We start from the raw sequence: 23,473 nt of genomic DNA, 5'->3' as shown, positions 1-23,473 counted from the left end.
GGTCGCTCGCCGATGACAATGTAATAACGAAATATGACGACGATCAAGTCGGCAAATCGTTATCAATGGACATCGCCGACCACACACTTCGCTTGGGGGGCTCTCAGCCGAGCGAATTTCACAATATCCTTTCCCCGCCCTACGATGTTCTTGCGTGCATTGATCTTAGCGATACGACCTATTTCGAACGCGTTGTATCGAACAAATTTTGAATCATCTTGGTGACATCATGCTGAAACGCCTCGCCACGCTATTCTATCTTGCGACTGTTATTTGCCACGCAGCGGCCTGGGGACAAGAGCTGTTAAGCCCCGAGACCCAGGAGCTCGTCCGCCGACGCAACAATATGACCAAACAGCAGTTGGCCGAGTATCTACCCTATATTCATCGTCGTGTTGAAGAGCCAGTCGCCGAGGGCATTTGTTTGGACGTGCCCGCAGAACTCGCCAACCAATCGATGGCGGAGCTGGGACTAGTTGATGTCACGGCGGCGCCGTTTCGTGCCGACCGCTTAGGACAACACGACGCAACCGAGGCAATCCAAGCCGCAATCAACTTTGCCCGCGATCATCAGATGGTCGTCTTTTTCCCGGGCGGAACTTACCTAATATCCGATACGATCGAGTGCCGCCAGAAGCTAACGATGCGTGGCAATGGACGCGTGACGAGCGCAGCAAATTTCCCATGCGTTCTGGTGGGCTCTAGCGCACCAGAACAACGTTCGGCGCTATTGCTCGCACCGCGGTCGCCGGGTTTCTCCGATCCAGAGCAACTCAAGATCGCGGTGCATTTCACCAATTGCAACTATGGTTTCGACAAAGGAGATTACCAACAGGGACCGCTACACCCACAAGCGAACATCAATTACAACCAAGTTTTTTCCGACATTGATATCGTTATTGGCGAAGGAAACGCCGGGGCCGTTGGACTTCGTATGCAAGCCGCCGAGGGTTCTAGCGCTCAAAACGTAACCATCGACGCAACCCACGGTCACACAGGAATGCTCGGCGCGGCGGGCAGCGGTGGTAGTCATCACAATATCACCATTCGAGGCGGTCGGATCGGAATCGACACGCATGGTTTTCCGCCTGAATCTCGTGTCGATGGCTCTGGGACTCAGCCGACGCCTACGATGGTCGGTATCACCTTGATCAACCAGACGGAAGCTGCGCTGGTCAACAAATCAAGGGGACCACTCGTCGCAGTCGGATGGCGGATACTAACGAAAAATAGCGGGCCCGTGATTCGCTTGGAACGCGATTATCCAGCCAACCCATACAACGGTGGTTTGGCCCTGATCGATAGCGTCATTCAATTCACCGGAGAGTTAGGTGGCTCGGTGTGTGAGGCAGAGAAGAGCTTCTATATGCGCAATGTGTACGTGGAGCAAGCGAGGAATGTCGTACAGGGAATCGCAGCGAATCCGACGGGATGGATGCACATCAAAGAATTGGCTTATCCGATCCAACCACCAAACTTCAAGCATCACCATTTTCAGGAATCAGTCTACATAAACGGCGAACGTTCATCTCTAACTTATCTGGAAGCGCAATCCGGCAACACGCCACCGCAGGACCTAACCGCTCGGCATCTTTGGAGCGACTCATTTGCTTCGTTCCAAAATGCAAAGGCAATCAATGTAAAGTCGCCTCCCTACAACGCAGCGGGTGATGGCGTTACCGACGACACCAGCACTTTGCAAAAGGCCATCGACGAACATGAAATCGTGTTCTTGCCCAAAGGTTACTATCGCGTCACCGACACCATTCGATTGCGACCATCAACCAAGCTGATTGGAGTAGCCCAGCATTTATCGAATATCATGACTCGGGCTCCCTATGGCGAACTTGGCAAAGGAGATGTGCTCAAGCCATTAGTCGAAACGGCCAACACCGCCGATGCCGATACGACCCTCTTTCGTCTGGGAATATTGCTGACCGATGAAGCTCCCACCGAAACGGTTGAGCGACTCGATGGCACCATGCCATTCTATGCACTTTCGTGGCGTTGCGGAGGGTCTTCCATTGTCCGCTCGCCGCACATCGCGCGCACACATCTCTACGGTTATCCACGCCGTCAAAAAGAGGGAATTGACAAGTTCCGATACTCAGCACCTGCGGTACGAATCAGCGGACATGGCGGCGGCAAGTGGTACAATTTCTTTATTCACGGGCTCGCAGAAGAAACGGACGACTATCGCCATGTGTTGGTCGAAAACACCCAAGGTCCACTGGCGTTCTATCATCTTCACGCTCAGCACGCTGATTCCTACGCTCAATGTGAGTTCAGAAACTGCGCCAACGTTAACGTCTACGGTGTCAAAACCGAATACCAGACGCGTTTTCTAAAGGTTCAGGACTCAAACAATATCAACATCTTCGGTCATGGTGGAAATGCGACGCCATTGAGAGGCTCAGCCCACTATGTGTTTGTCGATTGCCAAAACATCACTCTCACCAACATGAGTGACCAGTTTAATGCGCGTCAGACGTCGCCAATATCAATGGCATACCGGAGATATCCAGCGCAGCCCTACACGTCGTATTCACCTTTGATGGTCATCAACGACGGCCAAGAAATCCGGTTGCCCAACAATGAAGATCCGATTCTATGGCGACAATCCACGCCAAATGACTAAGCGTGTTCTGTTGAATTTTCATCACCCGAAAATCCTAGCGACGTGAAGTTGGTTACACCTGAACAACTCCGCAAACGGGGCCTGTGTTCAGCACCAAATCCTGCCTGCCTACGTCCGTACTTGGAGGACTTGGCGACGTCGGCCAAACCTGGCATCGAAACGCCACTGTCCGCTGTCGTGTTTCCACGATTCATGAATACCAGTGATTCGGCGATCCGGTCCGCAGTGGACAAAATTTTGAGCCGAGCAGGAATCGAGCCATGGCCGAACTTGTTCAGCAACGGACGCAAATCAGCGATCACGGATCTACTTGCCGCCAAGCACGATGTTGTGGACGTGGCCGCCTGGGTGGGAAATTCGCCCGCGGTGATTTGGGAAGTACTACGCAATGGCAACCGAGGAAAGCCGTCGTAAGGCTGCTTCGATGCCTTGCCCAGCTGTTGGTAGCGACGATGCCGAGAAAGGCGAATCGTCGGAGGCGACCGAAAGTTGTGGACCACATTGTGGACCAAATCAGGGTGAATCTGAGTCCATCACGGCGAATCAACCATGTTGTGGACCACACGCAAACCGCCTGAGTGACGGGAAAAGAATGATGGAAACCCATCAGTGGGCGTTGAGGGACTCGAACCCCCGACCCCCTCGGTGTAAACGAGGTGCTCTAACCAACTGAGCCAAACGCCCGATTCGCTACTATCCTATTCGGCTTTCAGCGACACCCGCTCGATCTGAATTTCGGCGGTTTTTAGACAAAATGGGGCCTTCGGGAAAGGCCACTATCGGAGAGACTATCGACTAAGCAATCGGGTTCGGCGTGCTCGGCGTTCCGCTCGCAGACGGTTTCGACGGTTTGTTTCGCTGGGTTTTTCGTAGTACTCGCGACGACGCATCTCTTTTTTGATGCCGCTTCGTTCTACCAACTTTCTAAACCGACGTACTGCCTCCTGAATCGTTTCGCGATCTCGAACCACTAACTTAACCATTTTGTCTCCGGTTTCATGTTTGTCTCTTTCAACTCCCCTGTAGGAAAGGAAATCGTATTTTTATACATGTTTTCTACACTCTTCGTCGCGTCTGTCGACGAAAGAGCGGAAGTTTACCTGTCCGGGTGGCACGCATGCAATGCCCAGTCTTCCCTAAACGAGCAAAAACGGCGGTTTTCTCAGTTTCTCGCCAACTCGGACGTCCGACCTCCGAGTTTGTCTGACCCTGTGAACCGGAACAACCCGAAAAAATTGCCTCGTTTCGCCGATGAGACTAACCCGACCTGCGGTGGGGAGCGACCTCGAGGGCCGTCGATGCATAGAACTGTCGCCAAAGAATCGCAGGCCCAGAACCACTCCCGCAAGTGGTTTTGGAGCCGCGGATTCGAACCGGCGTTTCTCGATTGACCCTCTTGCTTGGCTTTCCTGCAAATGTCGCCAACTCCGACTTCCACCGTGGACGCTTCCGAACCAGGTCAACTGCTAAATGATTTGGAACGACGCCAAGATGACGTATTGGCACAACTCGATGCCCTCGACGCCCAGTTGACCGAAGTCCTGAAAGGGCTCGGCGTGACGCCCGAAGATGAAATCGACCCGGATTTGGTGTGACACGGATCAGCTAGGCTCCGGACGAGTGACTGTTGCCTTGGCAAGAGAATGTTGGCATGAACAATCAATCTGTCTTGGTCGAATTGGTCGGCGTTAGTCGGCATTACGCGGATGGAGATGTGCTTGCCCTGGATCAAGTTGATTTGTCGATTGGGCGAGGTGAATTCATTGCCATTGTTGGACCGAGCGGTTGCGGCAAGTCGACGCTTCTCAACATGATCGGTGCGCTTGACCGGCCCACTTCGGGTACGGTGCGATTCGATGGTCAAATTGTCGATGCGGCAATGAATCTTGACGCATTGCGTTCCAAGCAGATCGGGTTTGTTTTCCAGTCGTTCTATTTGTTGCCGAATCTGACAGCCGAAGAAAACGTCCAATTGCCAATGTTCGGAGACGGCCGCCACGTATCCGAACACCGACAAGCGGCCAACACACTGCTGGACTCAGTGGGATTGTCCGACCGCACAAAACACTTCTCGTGGCAGCTTTCCAACGGCCAACGACAACGGGTCGCGATCGCCCGAGCCTTGGCCAACAGCCCGTCACTGGTACTGGCAGACGAACCCACAGGCGCACTCGATTCGGAAAGTGGGGACACTGTGATGCAGATGCTAGATCAATTTTGTCGCGGCAGTGATCGAACTTTGGTCGTCGTCACTCACGACATCTCGATCGCGGAACGTGCCGATCGCATCGTCCAGCTTCATGATGGCAAGATCGTTAGCGATTGAAGTAGCGGGCCAATTCAACAACGTGTGGCATGGACAACATGCTATGATGATGGCCGGGAACATCGATTACAGTCACCTTCTTTGCAAGCTTGGACCATCCACGGTCATGCGAACCAGACGATTGCACCGGCACATCTAGAGGTCGAAACAAGACGATTGGAATTGCAACCTCATCAAGCTGGTAGCGATTTGCAAGCTCGACATGGTGGTGAAACAACCGCTGAAGATCCAATAGCGTATGACGCACAACCTCCGCAGGCACATCGTCGTCGAGTACCCCAAGTTTTTTGGCGTGTTCCCAGAGGAATGGCAACTGCTCCTCGGGTGCCAATTCCCCGAGTTGTTCAAGAGACAAATCAATTCCGTATTCGAGGCCGACTTGTTGATGCTCCTCTTCATCGACCCGGTCGTTGGCACCCGCGGGAATCGAGGTATCCAGTAGAATCAAATGCTGAACTTCTCGCCGGGACGCAAGAAGTTGTTTGGCAACTTCGACAGCCGCCAATCCACCGAGCGACCAACCGCCAATGACAATCGGACCATCAGGACACGTCGCCTCGATGGCTGCGACATACTCGGCTGCCATCGCTTGCATCGTTTCCGGCAAAGCTTCGTCGCCGTGCAGACCTTTAGAGCGAATCGCATAGAGAGGCTGCTTGGTTGAAAGCTGCTGGGCAAGATCGCGGTAGCAAACGACGATCCCACCGGGCGGATGCACCATAAATATCGGTGGACGGTCGCCGGACGGTTGCCACGCCGCGATCAAGGGATGGCTACCTTTTTTCGACACGCAACGTGTCCCGGTTTGAACCGATGCAACGCCGAAGCTCGCCTCGATTTGAGTTGGATAAAGCTCAGCCAAACGTCGGGCCAGCGTGCGAATGTCCGACAAATCAAACAGCAACGCTACAGGAACACGAACACCGAGCGAATCCGTCAACTTGGCGGTCAACATCGCCGCTTGTAGGGAACTACCACCAGCATCAAAAAAACTTTCGTCGAATTGCACGCTATCCGTCTGTAGCACTTCGCACCAAGTGGTTGCCAAGAACGCTTCGAAGTCATTCTGTGGTACGGTGATTCCAGTTGGTGCTGGCGTTACGGCACGAAAAGTTGCCGCCAACTCCTTTAGCTGACTGCGATCGATCTTTCCACTCGCGTTCTTGGGAATCGCATCGACACGGTGGACACGAGCGGGCCGTTTGTACCGGGGGAGACCGCTGAATCCATCCTCCAAGTTGGAAACTGCAGACGGGGTGACCATCAACCCAACCAGCAATGCAGATGTGCCTTCGCCTAAGACACAAACTGCGGCATCGAGCACGCTTGGCTGATTCCGCAAGTGCTGTTCAATCTCTTCGAGTTCGATTCGGTAACCACGCAGTTTGACTTGCCCGTCGATGCGTCCGAGAAACTCAACCAACCCGTCAGCATTGATTCGGCCAAGATCGCCAGTCAGGTAGGCACGTTTGCCGCCAAACGATTCGAGCAGGCGAAATGATTTCGCGGTTTCAGTTGGTTGGCTCAAGTAGCCACGTGCAAGGCCGTTTCCAAGAATAGCTATTTGCCCTGGCACGCCATCCGCAACCGGTTGAAAGTGGTCATCCAGAATGGCGATTTGTGTGTTCGCAATCGCTCGGCCAATTGGGACGGGGCGACTTGGATCGTGGTCAAGTGGTGTTTCATAGGCCGTCGCTTCAATCGACGCTTCGGTCGGTCCGTAAAAGTTCCACAGTCGCGCATTTGTGCGTTCCCGAACCTGGTTTGGTAGATCCGTCGGCATTGTTTCGCCGCCAGTCCAAATTTGTTCTAACCAGCAACACTGATCAAAGCGAGGATGAGCAAGAATGACTTGCAGCAAACTTGGATTGGCCACCAAAACCGTGATACGTTGTCCGATCAACGTATCGATAATGTCATCAAGGTCGAGTTGGAAAGGTGACGATTGCTTCGGCCAAACCAACGTCGCGCCTTGCGAAATTGCCGTAAGCATAACTCCCAAGCCAGCGTCAAACTGGTGAGACAAAAGTGCGATCACGCGATCTTTGGCAGTGAGTTTTACATCCTGTTTCCGCCATTGGATGGTGTTTGCGATCGCCCCCTGATTGATCATTACTCCCTTGGGGCGTCCCGTTGAACCGGATGTAAAGATGACATAGGCAAGCTCGTCCGGACCAACGCTTGCCAAACTGTCCATTGACGATTGCGTTGCCGTATCGGTATCGCAACCGGTTAAAAAATCATCGATATTGATGGAAGGGATGGCACTGAGTTCCAATTCTCGGTCGGTAATCACAACAACCGGCTCGGCTTCGGCCAACAATTGCTGCAAAGGCAGCGATGGTTGATCGGCGTCTATCGGAATCAGCGCCGCGCCACTTCGCAAAACAGCTTGCACCGCGATGGCGCACGCAGGACGATTCGGAAGAATGACCGCCACGAGTTCGTTTGACTTGACACCAACATCAACCAGCCTCTTGGCAAGACGGCTAGTGCATCGCTCGATTTGCTGCGGCGAAAACGACAATCCATCATGGCCGCCGGCAAGCGTCGCGGTATCAGCACCTTCGGCGAGTAAGTCGTTCAGATTGCCTGTTGCAGGACAATCCATTGAAGCGACCGGCGGAGCTTCGCCCCATTTGAGGGAAGAAATCGAGCAAGTACTCTGATCGATCAACGCATTTGTCAAGCGGCGAAAATTTTCGACAAACTGTTGCATCGACGAGGTTCGAAACAGGTCAGCACAAAAACAGACGATACCGCCGATTGCTGTCGATGACGAATCGAAAGCGAATTCGATGTCGTAATGACAAGTGGGATGAGGAATGGCGAATGACTCTTGAATCATTCCACCAACTTCGGACTTTCGTGTTCGCGTCGGCATCAAAAACGAAGCGTGATCGGTCTCGGACTGCAAATGGGAATTTTCAAAGGTACAGAGAGACTGAATCAATGGAGCACGACTCGCGTCCCGTAGTGGATTCGCATCTTTGACAATTTCGGCAAACGGATAGCGTTCGTGATCGAGTCCTGCCAACATGGTTGCGGAAGTCTGACGAACAAGACTTTCAAAAGAGACTCCGCCCGATACATCCACACGGATAGGCAATACACCAGAGAAATAGCCCACGGTGTTTTCGAATTGTTGTCCGCTGCGTCCCGAGGAGGGAATCCCGATAAGGAAGCGAGGTTGTCGACTGTACCGGCTTAGAAGCACCTCAACGGCGGACAAAAGTACGGCATTGGTGGTAACACTTGAGCGTTGTGCGAATTGACGAATGCGATTCGACAGAGGCAAACTCAGAGAGATTGGGATCGAATGGGCGCGACCCGTGAAGTGGGCAGGCCGGCGATAATCTAACGGCAATTCAAGCGTCGAGGCGACACCCGTGACTTGTTGTTGCCAATAGGCTTTGGAAGCGTTCTTTTGGTCACTGGTGACAAATTCGGCTTGCTGGCGAACATAGTTGGCAAAGTGGTTGGCCGGTTCGCTGAGGTTTAGCGTTCGCTCCGCTCGCACCGATGGATAAATCTCTCGCAACTCACGCATGATTAGAACCAGCGACCAAAAATCGGTCACAATATGATGCGTGGTCGCCACAACCACCATGTCATCATCGCTGACACGAAGTACCACCAACCTCAGCAACGGACCCGCTTCAAGATCAAACGGTCGTCCAACATGCTCGAGAACTCGGCAGCGCAGTTCAGCATCACTAAAACCTTCGACCGTTTCAATTTCGATCTCCGGATTCAACGACTCGTGAACCGACTGCTGAAGCGTTCCGTTGGAGTCAGAGAATGTCGTCCGCAGGGCATGGTGACGCATTGACAAGACGCGCATTGTTTCCGCCAACGCATCCAAGTCCAATTCCGACCGTACGCGACTGGCAAGAAAAACATTGTATGCAGTTGACTCGGGGTCGCGTCGAAAAGCATGCCAAAGTCCCTGCTGTTGAGAGGACATCGGGAATTGCCGCTGCGAATTGGCTTTCTCCTGAAGTAGTCGCTTAAGGAGTTCGCGTTTCTGTTCCGGTGTCAACTCGGAAATCGAATCGGTCACGACGTGGGTTCCGGTGGAAATTGCGTGCCGGTCAATTCGGACAACAGTCGATCGATTTGGCTATCGTCCATTTGGTCAACCGAGCCAAGCAATTGCTCGGTATCATGAGTCAACCGCAGATCCGTCGGCGGGGTCGAAGAAACGTTTGGATGTGGCGTCATTGTACTTGAACTAATTCGATCAGCGGTATTCTCCGAGATATCGTCAATGGATGCTCCACGCATCAATTCCGAGATCGGCAGCGAAATTTGAAATTGATTCTCGATCCAATTCCTTAGTTCGACCGCCATGAGCGAATCGAGTCCCAATTCCAGCAGTGAACGCGTAGGATCGAGTTGGTCGCAACGAAGTCCCAGCAGAGACATCAATTTGGTCTGTACCATTCGTTGAATTTGATCGAGTTGTTCCGACGTGTTGGCGCGACGCAGTTGTCCAAGATCAAACGATTGATTCATTTCGGCCGCATCGTTTCGGATCAGATGAGCAAATCGCGGCGAGACATTTTGGGTCAGCCCCAAACCTCGCCAAAGTGACCAATCCATTTTAAGGACGCTTGCCTGGATCGCTTGCGTGCGAAGGAGTTCACCGAGGCAAGTGGTTGCTTCTTCGACTGAAAAACGGAGTACTCCTTGGCGTTCCAATCTGGCACCAAGTTCGTCTCGCTTGGCTAAATAGCCGACTTCACCGAGGTGCCCCCAATTGATCACCAAAGCCGGCAAACCGCTTGCACGCCGTTGATACGCAAGCCCATCGAGAGCCGCGTTGGCAGCCGCGTAGTTCGCTTGCCCAGCGTGTCCGAAAACACTTGAGAGTGACGAAAACAACACGAATTGATCAAGTGGTTCGACAACCAACGTTTTATCAAGCGACGCCGAATGAAGGTTCCATCCGCCAACGACCTTGGGCCGAAGCACACGATGGAGCGTTGCCAAGTCTAAATCGCCAAGCAAACGATCTTCTAGCACCATTGCGGTATGGTAAATACCGCGCAGCGGTGGAAGTTCGTCTCGGATGCGACCAAGTGTTGCCGCCACTTCGTCTGGTTTGGTTATATCCGTTGGCATTACCGTCACGGCTGCGCCGAGCGATTCGATTTCGGCAATCACGCGGTTGGCTTCATTGCTCAATGAATGACTTCGTCCACTGAGGACCAAATGGCCCGCACCGTTTCGGGCCATCCACAGGGCGATCTGTAAGCCGAATCCGCCTAACCCACCCGCAATCCAGTAGGTTTTGTCGCTAAGGAAAAGATCGGTCACTGTCGCCGTTGGATCATGGATCGCGGTCGGGTAGACTTCGCTCGGTGATTGATCGTATCGCACAGCCACTTTGCCGATATGCTTTGCCTGCTGCATGTAGCGGAACGCCTCGCAAGTCTGGTCCGCGTCAAACGTCTTCACAGGAAGTGGTTCGAGCGATCCGTCGTCGAATTGGGCTGCGAGTCGGCGTAAAGAGTTCCCCATACGAACCGGATCCGTGGTAAACAATTGATCCAAATCAATGGCAAAGAACGCAAGATTTTTCCGGAATGGTGACAAATCGATCGGGCGATCGCCATAGATATCTCGCTTGCCGATTTCTAAAAAGCGACCACCCGTCTTCAATAATCCCAGACCTTTCGGGATCGCCTCGCCAGGGAGTGAATTCAAAATCGCATCCACACCATCGCCATCGGTTTGGCTTCGCACTTCCTCAACAAAGGCCAAACTGCGAGAATCCCAAATCGATTCGACTCCCAACGCGCGAACGAAATCACGCTTTTGCGGACTGCCTGCGGTGGCGTGAATTTCCAAGCCGGCTTGTTTGGCCAATTGGACGGATGCCAATCCGACTCCACCACTCGCGGAGTGAATCAAAACCGATTCCCCTGCGCGCAATCGTGCGCACTGGTTCATTGCATAATCGGCTGTCAAAAACGCGATCGGAATCGTTGCCGCTTGCTCGCTGGTCAACGTCCTAGGCTTCTTTGCAACCAAGGCTTCGTTAACAATGGCATGCGTCGCGAAACTACCTTTTGCGATCGCAATCACCTCATCACCGATTTGCCAATCGGTTACGGTGCCCCCTCGCTTCACGACTATTCCGCAGCATTCGGCACCGAGGATCACGGGACCATCGGGTAGACCAGGGTACAAATCCAACGCCTTCATCACGTCACTAAAATTCAATCCCGTTGCAGCGACTTCGATCAAGACCTCGTCATCTGCAAGCGGTCGATCAACACTGGTTTTGTAGTGCAAATCGTCGATACTGCTGGTGCGACCGGTCGCCAAACGACACCTTCGCGTTTGTGTCGCAGCAGGTATTGCCGGAAGCGGCACGGAACTATGAGGGACAAAACGACGGACAAAACGGGTACCGCTGCGATACATGACTTCGTCTTCGGCATCGTCAATAAGTAGTTCGCTGACGAGATCCGCCATAAGTTGTTTCGGACATGACGTCGAAAGATCGATTAAGCGCGTCCGCAAGACGGAACATTCGCTAATCAGAACGCGTCCCAATCCAACGAGCGGCGTTTGGCAATACGTCAAATTCTCTGGGGTTTCGTCGATCGATTGAGCTTCCGCAGTGACGATGGAAAGCGTTGGCATTTCGTTGCCTGTTGGTGCGTCAACGAAACGTCGCTGCCACGCTTGTGCAATCGCCAACGGTGCTTCACAGGAAATGGCGGTGCTATGTTCGACTTGCTCTGCCGAAACAAACGATTCGTCAAGGTCCAATCCCCAAGCGAAAACGATACCGTTGATCGTTTCGGCGTCGATCGTTTGGAGCAACTTATCCCACTGGGGGCCGGGCTTTGGCGGAAGCGTAAACATCGAATCGGTTCGTTGTTCAAACTGGTCGCCAGGATAGACTTCGATTACTTCGTCATCGCCGAGATGGTTCATCAACCGCTCGGACAAGCCTTGCTGATCCGCGAAGATTAGCCATTTCCGCCGCGAGGCAATCTTGTTCTCGTTGGAGGTTCCGGAGGCCAATTCCCAACAATAACGATACATCAACTCCGTCGCAGCGGCGGACGAAATGGCTCCGCCTGCATTGCGGCTTTCGAAGCCATGAATCTGCACAACCACACTTCCTGACGAATCGGCAAGTTCTAAGTTTGCGATCATCCGATGTGCGTTCTTTTCAAGAATCTTAGCGTGCACTTGTAGTTCCGTGATCCCGCTTAGATCGCCCTTGCAAACGATGCGTTCGATTCGATGCGGCAAATAGAGATCGTCCAGAGCAACATCAAAAGATCGATCGGCCACGATCATCGCGTGAAAACACGCATCGAGCAGCGCCGGATGAAGGGTATGATTCTCTGCTTCGTGACACAAATGAGCCGGCAATTGAACTTCAACGAGCGCTTCCGATTCCCTGCGAAAACCACCGGCAACCCCACGAAATTTCTCACCGTAGTTCAGCCCAAGCAGCTGGCAATAATCGTAACAACGTTCTTCGGAGATCGGCTCGTCACATCGGCTTTGGATAGATCGGACGTCGACAGTGCCCAAGATAGGCCGATCGTCCGTACTTGTTGCTACGGTTGCCAATCGATGCCAATCACTCGAACCTTGTTCTTTGAATCGCATTTCAAACCGTTGGCGATCGCTGCGGTACGATGTTGAGACATCGACGATGCGGTCGTTGTCAAGCACGAGCGGTTGGTGAAGTTGCATGTTTTCAAGCCGAATCGCCGCTGGCGTTTCCGGACTCTGACGTGCGACAATCCTCGCTGCTGCGAGTACCGTTTCGATCATCGCAGCAGCGGGGTACAGGCAACTGCTTCGGACTTGGTGGTCTGACAAATACGGATGCGTCTTCACCGACAATTGGTTCTTCCAAGCAGGTTCCGGTGCCGCAATTCGCGTCCCTAGCAGCGGATGAAAGTCATCTTCGAGTCGCGTGCGTCGCGATTCGTCCGACTCTGCCCACAACCGCTCCCGTTGCATGGGATATCGTGGCAATCGCAGCCGACGATGCGGTTTCGGTGCGACAGTTTGCCAATCGATCGGAGCGTCCAATTGGTATAACTGTTCAAGTGCATTTCGGAAAGCTTGGACATCATCCACTTCGCGGTGCATCGACGGAACGACATGTATCGATTTGCCTTGTTCGGCGAAGCATTCGTTAATCGAATAGGTCAAAACAGGATGCGGGCCAAGTTCGATGGAGACAGCAAATCCCGAGTCGGCTGCGGTTTGCATCGCAGGTGCAAACAGGACACTGTGGCGAACATTTTGCCACCAGTAATCGGCATCGGTTTCATTACCGGTAATGAGTTGCCCGGTTACCGTCGAGATCATTGGCGTGGTTGGGTTCCGAGGCGAAAGGCTTGCCAAGGATCGCTTCAGCTCGTTTTCTACTGGATTCATTTGCGGGCTATGGAATGCATACTCCACCGCCAATGGCCGGCAAAACAACCCTTTCTGCTGCAATTGTATGGTGAGTTCGCTAATCGCATCGGCATCGCCGGAAATGGTAACGCTTTGCGGACCATTTACGGCTGCAAGTGAAAGCAGCTGTTCCCGTCCCTCGATCCATTGGCGCGCTTCGTCGGCGGTGATCCCCGCAGCGATCATGGCACCACGCGATGTTGCCAAGTCCATCGTTCGCCCGCGATGCACAGCAACGGCACAGGCATCTTGGAACGACAGCGTTCCCGATAAATGGGCAGCTGCTATCTCACCGACACTATGACCAACAACCGCCGCTGGCCGAACTCCATATTCAGCCCACTGGGCTGCCAAAGCCACTTGAATGGCAAACAGTGCGGGTTGCGCAATCGCGGTTTCTTGAAATCGCGATTCCGATTCGTCACGATGAAGTTCAGCAACCAACGACCACGTCGCGTGTCGCGAAAACTCTCGATCGCAGCGATCAATGGTCTTCCTAAACGCACCACCCGCATGATAGAGGCTGCGTCCCATTTTCCAGTGTTGGGGGCCTTGGCCACAGCATACGAACAAGATGCCGTTTTCTCGGTGCGTTTTGGTGATCGTTTGATTGGATCCAGAATTATCAAGCTCGGCGGCCAGCAGCCGATGCGCCAACGCATCCATGGTTTTTCCGAAAACCAATTTTCGCGTTCTCAAGTGGCTTCGCTGCTGAGTCGCCGAACCAACCAAGTCACGGATGTTCAATGAGGTGGTCGATTCACTTAACCATTCAGCCCACTGGTGTGCAACGACTGGCAAAGTCTCACTCGTTTGCGCCGACACTGGCAGCGGCCAACCAATTTCTCCTAATGATTCGCCCTCCGCCGACGAAGGTTTCGATTCAGCGGACTGCATTGTGGAAACGTCTTCGACCACCACATGCGCATTAGCGCCTCCATAGCCAAAACCGTTAATCCCTGCGATTCGCCGTCCTTCGATTGGAGTCCATGGAGTTGATTTCAGTGGCAGCCGCAGATTGTTTTCCTGTAGACGAATGGCTGGATTGAGCGATTCGAAATTCAAGTGTTTCGGGATTGTCTGATGCCGCATCGCCAAGGCGACTTTGATCACGCTGGCAATTCCTGCACCTGCTTCGAGGTGGCCAATGTTTGTCTTGACGCTGCCGACGTAACATGGTTGCGAGGCCGTTCGAGCGGTGCCGACGACACTTCCAATTGCAGCAGCTTCGATGGGATCGCCAACGGGAGTCCCCGTACCGTGGGCCTCGATATAGCTGACCAACGCCGGATCGATGTTTGCGGATTGGTACGCTTGCGTCATCAACGTTTGCTGGGCCGATTGGCTTGGAACGGTCATGCCATCCGTGTGACCGTCTTGGTTTAGTGCCGAAGCCCGAATGACACAATAGATCGCATCGCCATCCCGGAGGGCCGCATCGTACGGTTTCAGGACGACGATTCCCGCCCCTTCGCTGCGGACGTAGCCGTTGGCCCGCGAGTCAAATGTCTTGCACCGTCCGTCAGGCGACAACACCCCGAGTTGGCTAAACGCGACGTAAAAATCAGGCAAAAGTAACGCGTTCACACCGCCAGCAATCGCGATTGGTGCGTTGCCACATCGCAGGCTTTCGCATGCCATGTGCAGTGCAACCAATGACGATGAGCATGCGGTATCGACCGCGACACTCGGACCACGCAGGTCGAAGCAATAGCTGATTCGGTTCGCGGCGATGCTACTCGATCCGCCGGTGTTACTGTACGGCCCGAGCACCGTTCGATCTTCAAAGCTAAGAGATGCAACGGAGTAGTCAAAGCTACTGATGCCGACAAACACCGATGCGGGTTGCCCAGCAATGCTCTCAACCGGTGTTCCAGAATCTTCTAAAGCCTGCCATACAGCTTCAAGTAACATTCGCTGCTGAGGATCCATCGCAGCCGCTTCGCGAGGCGAGATGCCGAAAAGTTGCGGATCAAAGCAATCGATTTCATCAACGTATCCACCCCAACGGCTGTTGGTTTTGCCAAGCTTAACGCCACCACTTGAGTAGAATTTGTCGAGTTCCCAACGATCCTTTGGCGTTTCGGAGATCGCATCGCGGCCTTCATTTAGCAGCGACCAATATTGATCGGGATTATTCGCACCACCTGGGAAACGGCAGCCGAGACCGACAATGGCAATTAGGTCCGCGTTGGGGCGATTAAGTTGTTGGATCACGGCTGCATCACCAGGAAAAGATGGTGTGGACACTAAAAAAGACTAGATATTCAGACTAATAGTGATGCGATCCCGTTCAACAATGGCGATACATTATCGTTCACGAAACGCTTGAGTCGGTAGCAATTGTGCGGCTCGCCATGCCGGAAGCAATGCCCCAACCATTCCAATCGCCACTCCGATCACAAGTCCTTCCACCATCACGACCGGTGGAACCGATGCCTCCATTATACCCCGCACGGCAGGTGAACGGCTTAGCAGCCATGTCAAGGCAACCGCCGCCACACACCCGATCACACTAGCGACGACGGCCAACATACACGATTCACCCATAATCATCGCGACCACACGGCGCCGCGACCATCCTATCGCTCGCAAAATCCCGATCTCACTCGTGCGTTCAATCACGCTGGTCATCATCGTGTTGAGCGTGCCGATAGCGCCGATCAAAATCGCAATGAACGACGTCATCCACGCCATCGCCGACGCGATTTGCATCCGCGTATCGGTGGTGACGAAGTCTTCGGTAGCCAGCGGTAACAATTTCGCATCGATCGCCTTGATACCAGCGATGACATCATCCATCGCTTGAGGAGTCACTTCGCTATTCAATTGGACATTGATGTAGGTCACCTGATTCTCGCGTCCGGTCAATTCCTGCAATAACGACAATGGCACTATCATCGATCCGTTTTCCCAAGTGCTACGGCTGGTGAAAATAGCTTCCACGACATACCGCTCATCGAACAATTCAATCGATTGCCCTGGCTGGACTCCAAGTCGATCAGCAAGATGGACGCCTAGCCATATCCGATTGTCGATACTCATCGGCGGGTCCAAACTTGTCGGCGGGTCCAAACTTGTCGGCGGGTCCAAACTTGTCGGCGGGTCCAAACTTGTCGGCGGGTCCAAGCGTTTACCGGCTGATTGATTTTCAGAGAAGGTATAGTTCTGCATCATCCACGAATCGGGCTGCATCCCCATCGCGGGAATGCCATAGACACCTTCGTTTTCGAGTGACAACGTTTCCAGCAGCACTGGCGCAATACGAGCAACCCCGTCGGCGAGGGCAATCGAATGGGTGAGCGATTGGTCAATGGAGCTACTCAACCGGTCAGCCGCTCCCTGTCGCGAAACGACGATATCGACGTCATGGCTACGATAGACGTTGGCAAAAGAGTCTTGGAAGTTTCGTGCAATCCCGAGCAACGCCACAACCGACGCAATGGCACTTGCCAATGCCACCAACGTCAACGCGGTCCGAAAAGGGCGGCGGTGAAGATTTTTCCAGATCAGGGATGAAAAACGCACGGTTCGGTCACTCGGCATTCAAACTTGAATCATTTCGCAAAATTGCGGGTAAACACGACGTTGTCAGTCTAGTCGGTTGAGTCGCTTGTAATGAGTCGATGACATGGAAAGTCAGTTTCTCATGAGGGCAATCGTGCCCATTTTTTCGTTTATTTCGGTTGATCGACATTCGCATGTTCCGTTTGATTCTGCTTTGTATCGCGTTCTTCGCCTCGGTGGGGTGCCAGCATCGACCGATGCGGGTCAACATGCTTGGCAATATCGGCGGAAAGATGAATATGGACGGAAATATGAACGTCACAGGTGACACTCGTGTCGACGGCACGATGCATATGACCGGCGATTTGGCCACCAGTATCAAGACGGACAATACGGCATCTCGCCTGTCCCAAGTTACGGTTGAGGGCGATCTTAGTCAGCCTCGACGCGTGGCCGTCGTTGACGTGGATGGCTTGCTGATCAATCAAAACAGCGGTGGGCTTGGTTCCATGGGTGAGAACCCTGTTGCCTTGTTTCAAGAAAAACTACGCGCACTCGAATCAGACCCCTCGATTGCCTCCATCGTCCTGAGAATTGATTCACCCGGAGGCGGAGTGACGGCGACCGACATCATGTGCCAGGAACTGCGCCGGTTTAAAACGAGCCGAAACATTCCGATCGTTGCTTGCATCATGAGCACGGGAACAGGCGGCGCGTACCAATTGGCAATCCAAGCGGATCACGTCATCGCGCATCCGACGTCCATCGTGGGTGGCATCGGAGTGATTTTGAATCTCTACAGCATGGAAGACACTCTCGGCCAATACAACATCGCCGCAATCCCAGTGAAGTCGGGTGACAAGATTGATGGTGGAAGCCCCGTTCGAACGATGGAACAAGACGAACGCGATTTGCTGCAGAACATTGCGGATGAATTTCACCAGCGATTTGTCAATGAGGTGAAATCACGTCGATTCGAACTAACGGGACCTGATGAAGCAGGCAAACTCGACGATTGGTTTGATGGACGCGTCGTTACCGGTCGCGCTGCAACCGAAGCGTCAATGGTGGATCAAACCGGATATCTCGATGACGCCATTGCATCGGCGAAACACTTGGCCGCACTCGACGCCAACGCTGCGGTTGTGATGCTTCGCCGCGACAACGACCGAGCCTTTACGACCATGGATGTGACGCCGAATACGTCGCAAATCGGTTCGCTAATACCACTCAACATCCCAGGCTTTGATCGCAGCAAATTGCCAACGTTCATGTACCTGTGGCAACTCGAGCCAAGCATGGTGACGAGGTAGCAAGCATGGTGACGAGGTAGCAAGCATGGTGACGAGGTAGCAAGCATGGTGACGAGGTAGAGCGAGACTCGGTAAACGTAGCGAAGCTCACGTTAAAAGACGCGGTATAGCGAATCAAAACGTGGCCATGACAAGCGATTTACTTCGTTTTTTGCAGCGATCTACGGAATTTCCTCGCCGCTTCTTGAATGAGTAACGGGAATTTGCTGCGCAGGAAATTGCTGCTTCCAAACCATGCTTGTGGCTCGTGGAGGACAAATTGTCCTTCAATCAAACATACGTTAGCGAATGTTTCATCCACCGGCGCCAGTGATTGTACATTGACGTAGCCCCCCGCTCCGTGGTAAGAACTTGCATCCCCTTCGACTTGCTTCCCAAGCGAATCACGTTCCAGTGGCGACCAACGGGCTGTATACGGATTGGCAGCGTCAATCGTGTCGACCAGTCGCCAAGCCGAGACAAAGCCCGATTCATCAAGAACGGTTTGCCCTGCAATGACGCCTCGAAGAAGGACGCGATTCATCAGAGGCACGGTGGCAAATCCGAATGTCATCTCGGAACTCGCTTGCGCGACGTGCGATGCTTGGTCGTCTTGCGATAGCAGATCGCTTCGCTTGAGTTCTGTCCAATGGTTAGTTTCGGATTCACCGTTGAATAGTGACGATAGAAAATCCCGGTCGCGTAAACGTTCGACACTCTCGTGAACGACAAACCGAAAGCGGACGCTGTGGCCTACTCGCTCGCCCGCTGCGTTGTTGATGTAGTCGAGATCGATCCAAACCGGTGCAACGACGGATTTTTTCGTGAACCGTGGCCACCCAAAGTTGCCTGCTAGACGATCACGACTGCCGGTGGAAAGATCATCAAGGTGCGTTGGCGATTCTAACTTAACCGTAACATGATCGCTGACTTGGATCCCTTGATCCACCAAATGGTCGAGCATCGATTCATCGCCAAATCCCGGGCTGGTAAAGCAAAGGATCGTGATTAGCAAAATCAAAGCAAGATGGAAGGAATGTCGCAACCGCATCACGATGGAGCTTTCGCTAGCGAAGATTGCTGTCACAGACGGTGACTTTTTCCCAGCTATCTTTGTTCTCGGCGATAAACTGCAAATGTGCCTCAACCGTTTGATACGCGTCGTGACTTGGTCGGTCCTTAAAAATCACGTGAAGCGAAACGTCATAATCCATGTTCACGGGCCGAGTCAATTCAGGGTCTCGGGTTCCCACCGAAAAATCGACGACGCCATCGTGCCCATCGAGATACTTCTCACAAGCCTTGGCCAGCGACTCGACCGCTACGGGGCTACGGTCTTTGAGTGTGAAAAAAACGTGGTGAGCTAAGCGAGCCATAAGATGTACTTTCAAATCGTCATTGGGAGGTTTTTGTGAGTGAAACCGATTCTCACCCACAAACCTTAATCGTTCGATTTACGGTTTGAATAGGGGCTCTTTGGGTCTCGTTTAGCCAGTCCCGCTCGATCCATCAGCGAACTTCGCATCAAATCTTCTAGGTAATCGTCGTCCGCCGGAGGAGGCCCATAGGCTCCCAGCGTTTGAGGCTCATATTCGATCGTGAAATGGTGCCGAGCGATGGACACTTTGCAATGTGGGTCGAGCCGTTTTCGGATAACCGGACGACCATCAACCTTGATTCCGTTACGGCTATTCAGGTCGCGGATGAACCAATAACCGTTTTCGAGAGTCATGCGGCAATGCTGCCCCGAGACATTCGCAAATTTCAATTGGATATCGCATTCGGCGCGACGTCCGATCAGCAAGCGATCTTTCACCAATGGAATGATGTCGCCACCACCGGTGGGGGACAATTGACCATAAGGGCCCGCAAAATCGTGTTTTGATTCGGTGTCCACTCGTCGCCCTCGATCGAACTCTTTGCTAGGTTAAAAAACACGTTCGTCGACATTGGGTGACGAACGATCAGCGGATCAAAAATATATCACTTACTAGATAAACGGAAAAAGCGAGTTGCTTGTTCACATCTAACGTCGTATTTTGACCCGTTTTACAAAAATGGCAACGGTTGAGATGGTGATTGAGCAGTGATCGAGCAACAATTCGACGAGCAATTGGCGTGGCAATCCGAAAAATTGCTTTTTAACGCTTTTGGGGCCTCGCTAAAGCGAAAATTCGGTGGCCGAATCCAACGTGTCAGCATTGACGCGGGATTTACGTGTCCCAATGTGGATGGCGCGGTCACCCGTGGAGGCTGCAATTTCTGCGATAACCGCTCCTTTAGCCCGTCACGACGCGTGCGTCTCAAACAAGTCAGCGAGCAATTAGCCAACGGAATCGCGTCAGTAACGGAGCGATATTCGAAAGTCTCCGGTTTTATCGCCTATTTCCAACCTGCAACGAACACCTACGCACCGGTCGACCAGCTCGAAGAAGTATTCGAATTGGCGCTTTCAATCGATCCGCGCGTGGTTGGTTTGGCGGTAGGGACGCGGCCTGATTGTGCCCCCGATTCGGTGCTTGAGTTGCTCGAACGCTTGGCTGAAAAATCGAGCGTTTCCTTAGAATACGGCATGCAAACGATTCACCAGCCCGGTTTGGATTGGATGAATCGTGCGCATGATCACGCCAGTATGGTCAATGCGATCGATCGTAGCCGTGGGCGAGGATTCGAATGCTGCGGACACGTGATTTTGGGAATTCCTGGGGAAACGCATGCGATGATGATGGAAACAGCCGCAGAAGTGGGCCGATTGGGGTTTGATTCGATCAAACTGCACAATCTATATGCCGTCCAGGGAACGCCGCTTGGCGAAGAGGTGCTTCGCGGCGAAATCGAGTTAATGGGAAAAGAGGACTACGTTCAAACCGTCGTCGACTTCTTAGAGCGAATTCCGCCGGAAACGATCGTCGAACGCGTCAGTGGCGAGGCACCACCGAATTATTTGATCGAGCCGAAATGGTGCTTGGAAAAGTCGGCAATTCGATTGGCGATCGAGCGAGAATTTGTTCGTCGTGGCACGCGGCAAGGGGACCATCATAATCCGCCGAAAGTCGCCCCCAGCGAGCGACCGCGGCCTGCTGACGAGACCCCCGAGTCGATTCGCAGCCAAATTGATCGCCGTAGCCGATTGCCGGTGCTGAAGATGCAAGAGTAGGGGCAGGGAAACTCCCGAATCCCCAATTCGATTCCTTTTTTGCACCCTACGCGCGATATGGTTGATTTGTTGCTATTCTTATGGGCGTAGGCAGCATTGGTTGCATTCCCATCATGATTGACTCTTGTAGCGAAGGAAGTTGCATGTCCGCAGACCCCGCGGCGAACCAAAATCCAATCAGCGACGCCGAGACTGGGCGATTGCATGAGGCTCGCAGTCGCATTATCGAACAACTTGGCAAAATCATCGTCGGCCAAGAACGGGTCATCGATGAAATCATGATCTGCCTCTTCAGTCGCGGCCATTGCATGCTTGAGGGAGTGCCGGGATTGGCGAAAACGCTGATGATCAGCACGCTGGCTCAAACCTTGGACCTTTCCTTCAGCCGAATCCAGTTCACACCCGACTTGATGCCGGCCGATGTAACGGGGACCGAGATCATGGAAGAAGACCGGGCGACCGGCCATCGCGATTTCCGTTTCATGCAAGGGCCGCTATTCGCCAACGTGGTTCTGGCGGACGAAATCAACCGTACGCCGCCCAAGACACAAGCGGCACTGCTTGAAGCGATGCAGGAACGCCAAGTCACCGTGGGCCGAAATCGTCATGTGCTTTCGGATCCCTTTTTTGTGCTCGCGACGCAAAACCCAATTGAACAGGAAGGAACCTATCCGCTGCCGGAAGCTCAACAAGACCGATTCATGTTCAAAGTCTACGTCAATTATCCGAGCTTCAACGAAGAGTTCGAAGTGGCACGCCGAACGACCGGCACCGCAGTGGAAACGGTCCAAGCGGTTCTGGGAGCGGAAGAGATTTTGCGGCTCCAACATTTGGTTCGCCAAGTTCCCGTCAGTGACCACGTGGTTCGCTACGCACTTTCGCTGGTCCGCCAAACGCGAGTCGGCGGCGATGGGGTGCCTGATTTTGTGAACGAACTTGTTGGATGGGGGGCGGGCCCTCGTGCGGTCCAGTTCATGATTCTCGGCGGCAAAGCTCGCGCGCTTTTGGAAGGTCGATTCCATGTCCAGGTCGAGGACATCCAATATTTAGCCAAACCGGTTCTACGTCACCGAATGGTGGTCAACTTTGCTGCTGAAAGTGACGGAGTGACTAGCGATGACGTGATCGACCGTCTCATCGCAGCAACGCCAACAACCGAGGATGAGCTTTCACGCGATGCCCGATTCCAAACGATATTTGCGTCCTGAGGTTACCGCTCGCATCCGTCGATTGGAATTGACGGCGCGGCGTGTCGTCGAAGGTTTTCTGTCAGGGATCCATCGAAGCCCGTACTTTGGGCAGTCGATCGAATTTCTGCAGCATCGCCAATACACTCGAGGTGACGAGATCCGTCATATCGATTGGAAGGTATACGCGCGTCAAGATCGATTGCACATCAAGCAGTATGAAGAGGAAACCAATTTACGTTTGACTCTGTTGGTTGACCGATCGGCCAGCATGTCTTATGGCGATGGGGAGTCGAACAAGTTCGATTATTCGGCATCGATCGCAGCGTCGATAGCCTACTTGGCACTACGACAAAAGGATGCAACGGGGCTATTCACGTTCGACACGAAAGTGCAAGCAACGGTACCAGCCAAAAGCAATCAACAACAATTATCGCGCATCCTGTCAATGCTAGACAGTGTCGGTGCTGACGGACGAACCGATTTCGTTGCCGTGGCAAAAGAAATCGCCCAAGGTATCCCGCGTCGAGGATTGGTGGTCGTGGTTTCCGATTTGCTCGGTGTCGACTCGTTGATCGAAGGACTACGGTATCTGCGAAGTCGTGGTCATGATGTCGCGGTATTCCATGTTCTTCACAGCGACGAATTGGATTTTGAATTCAACGGAGCAACTCGCTTCGAGGGGTTGGAGTCCGAAGACATATTGAATTGCAACCCACGTGCGTTACGAGAAGGCTACCTTGAAGCATTAAACGAATTTCTGTCCAGAACAAAAAAAGCGTGTGGCCGATTATCGATTGACTATTTGCAGGTTCGCACCAACGAACCACTGGACGCCGTGTTAGCTAAGTTTCTCGCCGCCCGACAATCGCTTCCCAAGTTAAAAAAGTAATTCCTTCACCCTTTAAACTTCCCAAT

Annotated in this window: 15 protein-coding genes and 1 tRNA gene; 8 read left to right on the top strand and 8 right to left on the bottom strand. The window is 53.1% G+C overall.

Going from position 1 to position 23,473, the window contains the following annotated elements:
- Positions 1-229 precede the first annotated feature (229 nt).
- Together CA13_RS35670 and CA13_RS25620 are read left to right on the top strand one after the other, a co-directional pair.
- On the top strand, positions 230-2,638 hold the full coding sequence (locus tag CA13_RS35670; RefSeq protein ID WP_419194815.1) for a glycosyl hydrolase family 28-related protein: 2,409 nt from the start codon (positions 230-232) through the stop codon (positions 2,636-2,638).
- A 42-nt stretch (positions 2,639-2,680) separates the two neighbouring features.
- Positions 2,681-3,052, top strand: coding sequence for a site-specific integrase (locus CA13_RS25620; RefSeq protein ID WP_146401536.1), 372 nt, complete (start codon positions 2,681-2,683; stop codon positions 3,050-3,052).
- Between the two features lie 196 nt (positions 3,053-3,248).
- On the opposite strand, the gene CA13_RS25615 is transcribed toward CA13_RS25620, so the two are convergent.
- Together CA13_RS25615 and rpsU are read right to left on the bottom strand one after the other, a co-directional pair.
- Positions 3,249-3,322: transfer RNA gene (locus CA13_RS25615), tRNA-Val, on the bottom strand.
- Positions 3,323-3,426: 104 nt separating this feature from the next.
- A complete protein-coding gene (gene rpsU, locus CA13_RS25610) occupies positions 3,427-3,621 on the bottom strand; it encodes a 30S ribosomal protein S21 (protein WP_146401534.1) in 195 nt (64 codons plus the stop codon).
- A 456-nt stretch (positions 3,622-4,077) separates the two neighbouring features.
- Here rpsU and CA13_RS25605 point away from each other — a divergent pair, with 456 nt between their 5' ends.
- Together CA13_RS25605 and CA13_RS25600 are read left to right on the top strand one after the other, a co-directional pair.
- Positions 4,078-4,233 (top strand): hypothetical protein, encoded by a 156-nt coding sequence (locus tag CA13_RS25605; protein WP_419194814.1) that lies wholly within the window; start codon positions 4,078-4,080, stop codon positions 4,231-4,233.
- A gap of 56 nt (positions 4,234-4,289) precedes the next feature.
- Entirely contained in the window at positions 4,290-4,964 is a 675-nt protein-coding gene (locus CA13_RS25600) for an ABC transporter ATP-binding protein (RefSeq protein WP_146401532.1), read from the top strand.
- On the opposite strand, the gene CA13_RS25595 is transcribed toward CA13_RS25600, so the two are convergent.
- Genes CA13_RS25595 through CA13_RS25585 form a run of 3 tightly spaced genes read right to left on the bottom strand, consistent with a single transcriptional unit; the run spans position 4,954 to position 16,940 of the window.
- The gene (locus tag CA13_RS25595; RefSeq protein WP_146401531.1) at positions 4,954-9,027 is read right to left on the bottom strand and encodes a non-ribosomal peptide synthetase; all 4,074 of its coding nucleotides are present in this window, start codon (positions 9,025-9,027) and stop codon (positions 4,954-4,956) included. The two genes, CA13_RS25600 and CA13_RS25595, sit on opposite strands and share 11 nt — an antisense overlap.
- Positions 9,024-15,662, bottom strand: a complete 6,639-nt coding sequence (locus CA13_RS25590; protein ID WP_146401529.1) for a type I polyketide synthase — start codon at positions 15,660-15,662, stop codon at positions 9,024-9,026. Before CA13_RS25590 ends, CA13_RS25595 begins: the two co-directional genes overlap by 4 nt.
- 60 nt (positions 15,663-15,722) lie before the next feature.
- The gene (locus CA13_RS25585) at positions 15,723-16,940 is read right to left on the bottom strand and encodes an ABC transporter permease (RefSeq protein WP_419194813.1); all 1,218 of its coding nucleotides are present in this window, start codon (positions 16,938-16,940) and stop codon (positions 15,723-15,725) included.
- 173 nt (positions 16,941-17,113) lie between these two features.
- On the opposite strand from CA13_RS25585, the gene CA13_RS25580 reads away from it, so the two are divergent.
- On the top strand, positions 17,114-18,232 hold the full coding sequence (locus CA13_RS25580) for a S49 family peptidase (RefSeq protein WP_419194812.1): 1,119 nt from the start codon (positions 17,114-17,116) through the stop codon (positions 18,230-18,232).
- Positions 18,233-18,371: 139 nt separating this feature from the next.
- On the opposite strand, the gene CA13_RS25575 is transcribed toward CA13_RS25580, so the two are convergent.
- The 3 genes from CA13_RS25575 to CA13_RS25565 form a co-directional block, all read right to left on the bottom strand.
- On the bottom strand, positions 18,372-19,298 hold the full coding sequence (locus tag CA13_RS25575) for a hypothetical protein (RefSeq protein ID WP_146401526.1): 927 nt from the start codon (positions 19,296-19,298) through the stop codon (positions 18,372-18,374).
- Complete coding sequence (locus CA13_RS25570) at positions 19,279-19,587, bottom strand: Dabb family protein (protein WP_146401524.1); 309 nt, start codon at positions 19,585-19,587, stop codon at positions 19,279-19,281. The genes CA13_RS25575 and CA13_RS25570 overlap by 20 nt, the downstream gene beginning before the upstream one ends.
- Before the next feature lie 65 nt (positions 19,588-19,652).
- Positions 19,653-20,108 (bottom strand): FHA domain-containing protein, encoded by a 456-nt coding sequence (locus tag CA13_RS25565; RefSeq protein ID WP_146401522.1) that lies wholly within the window; start codon positions 20,106-20,108, stop codon positions 19,653-19,655.
- A gap of 189 nt (positions 20,109-20,297) precedes the next feature.
- Here CA13_RS25565 and mnmL point away from each other — a divergent pair, with 189 nt between their 5' ends.
- From mnmL to CA13_RS25550, 3 genes are all read left to right on the top strand, one after another.
- Positions 20,298-21,368, top strand: a complete 1,071-nt coding sequence (mnmL, locus tag CA13_RS25560; RefSeq protein WP_146401520.1) for a tRNA modification radical SAM protein MnmL/YtqA — start codon at positions 20,298-20,300, stop codon at positions 21,366-21,368.
- Between the two features lie 143 nt (positions 21,369-21,511).
- Positions 21,512-22,576 (top strand): AAA family ATPase, encoded by a 1,065-nt coding sequence (locus CA13_RS25555; protein ID WP_419194811.1) that lies wholly within the window; start codon positions 21,512-21,514, stop codon positions 22,574-22,576.
- Positions 22,566-23,447, top strand: a complete 882-nt coding sequence (locus CA13_RS25550) for a DUF58 domain-containing protein (protein ID WP_146403888.1) — start codon at positions 22,566-22,568, stop codon at positions 23,445-23,447. The genes CA13_RS25555 and CA13_RS25550 overlap by 11 nt, the downstream gene beginning before the upstream one ends.
- Positions 23,448-23,473 lie beyond the last annotated feature (26 nt).

Source organism: Novipirellula herctigrandis, from assembly GCA_007859835.1.
In the GTDB taxonomy this organism is placed as follows: Bacteria; Planctomycetota; Planctomycetia; order Pirellulales; family Pirellulaceae; genus Novipirellula_A; species Novipirellula_A herctigrandis.
This window is presented reverse-complemented; position numbering and strand designations above follow the sequence as displayed.

Bases quoted from the DNA above. Each gene is read 5' to 3' on its own strand.
- CA13_RS25580 (WP_419194812.1), top strand. From the start codon at position 17,114: ATGTTCCGTTTGATTCTGCTTTGTATCGCGTTCTTCGCCTCGGTGGGG.
- rpsU (WP_146401534.1), bottom strand. From the start codon at position 3,621: ATGGTTAAGTTAGTGGTTCGAGATCGCGAAACGATTCAGGAGGCAGTA.
- CA13_RS25600 (WP_146401532.1), top strand. From the start codon at position 4,290: ATGAACAATCAATCTGTCTTGGTCGAATTGGTCGGCGTTAGTCGGCAT.
- CA13_RS25555 (WP_419194811.1), top strand. From the start codon at position 21,512: ATGTCCGCAGACCCCGCGGCGAACCAAAATCCAATCAGCGACGCCGAG.
- CA13_RS25570 (WP_146401524.1), bottom strand. From the start codon at position 19,587: ATGGCTCGCTTAGCTCACCACGTTTTTTTCACACTCAAAGACCGTAGC.
- CA13_RS35670 (WP_419194815.1), top strand. From the start codon at position 230: ATGCTGAAACGCCTCGCCACGCTATTCTATCTTGCGACTGTTATTTGC.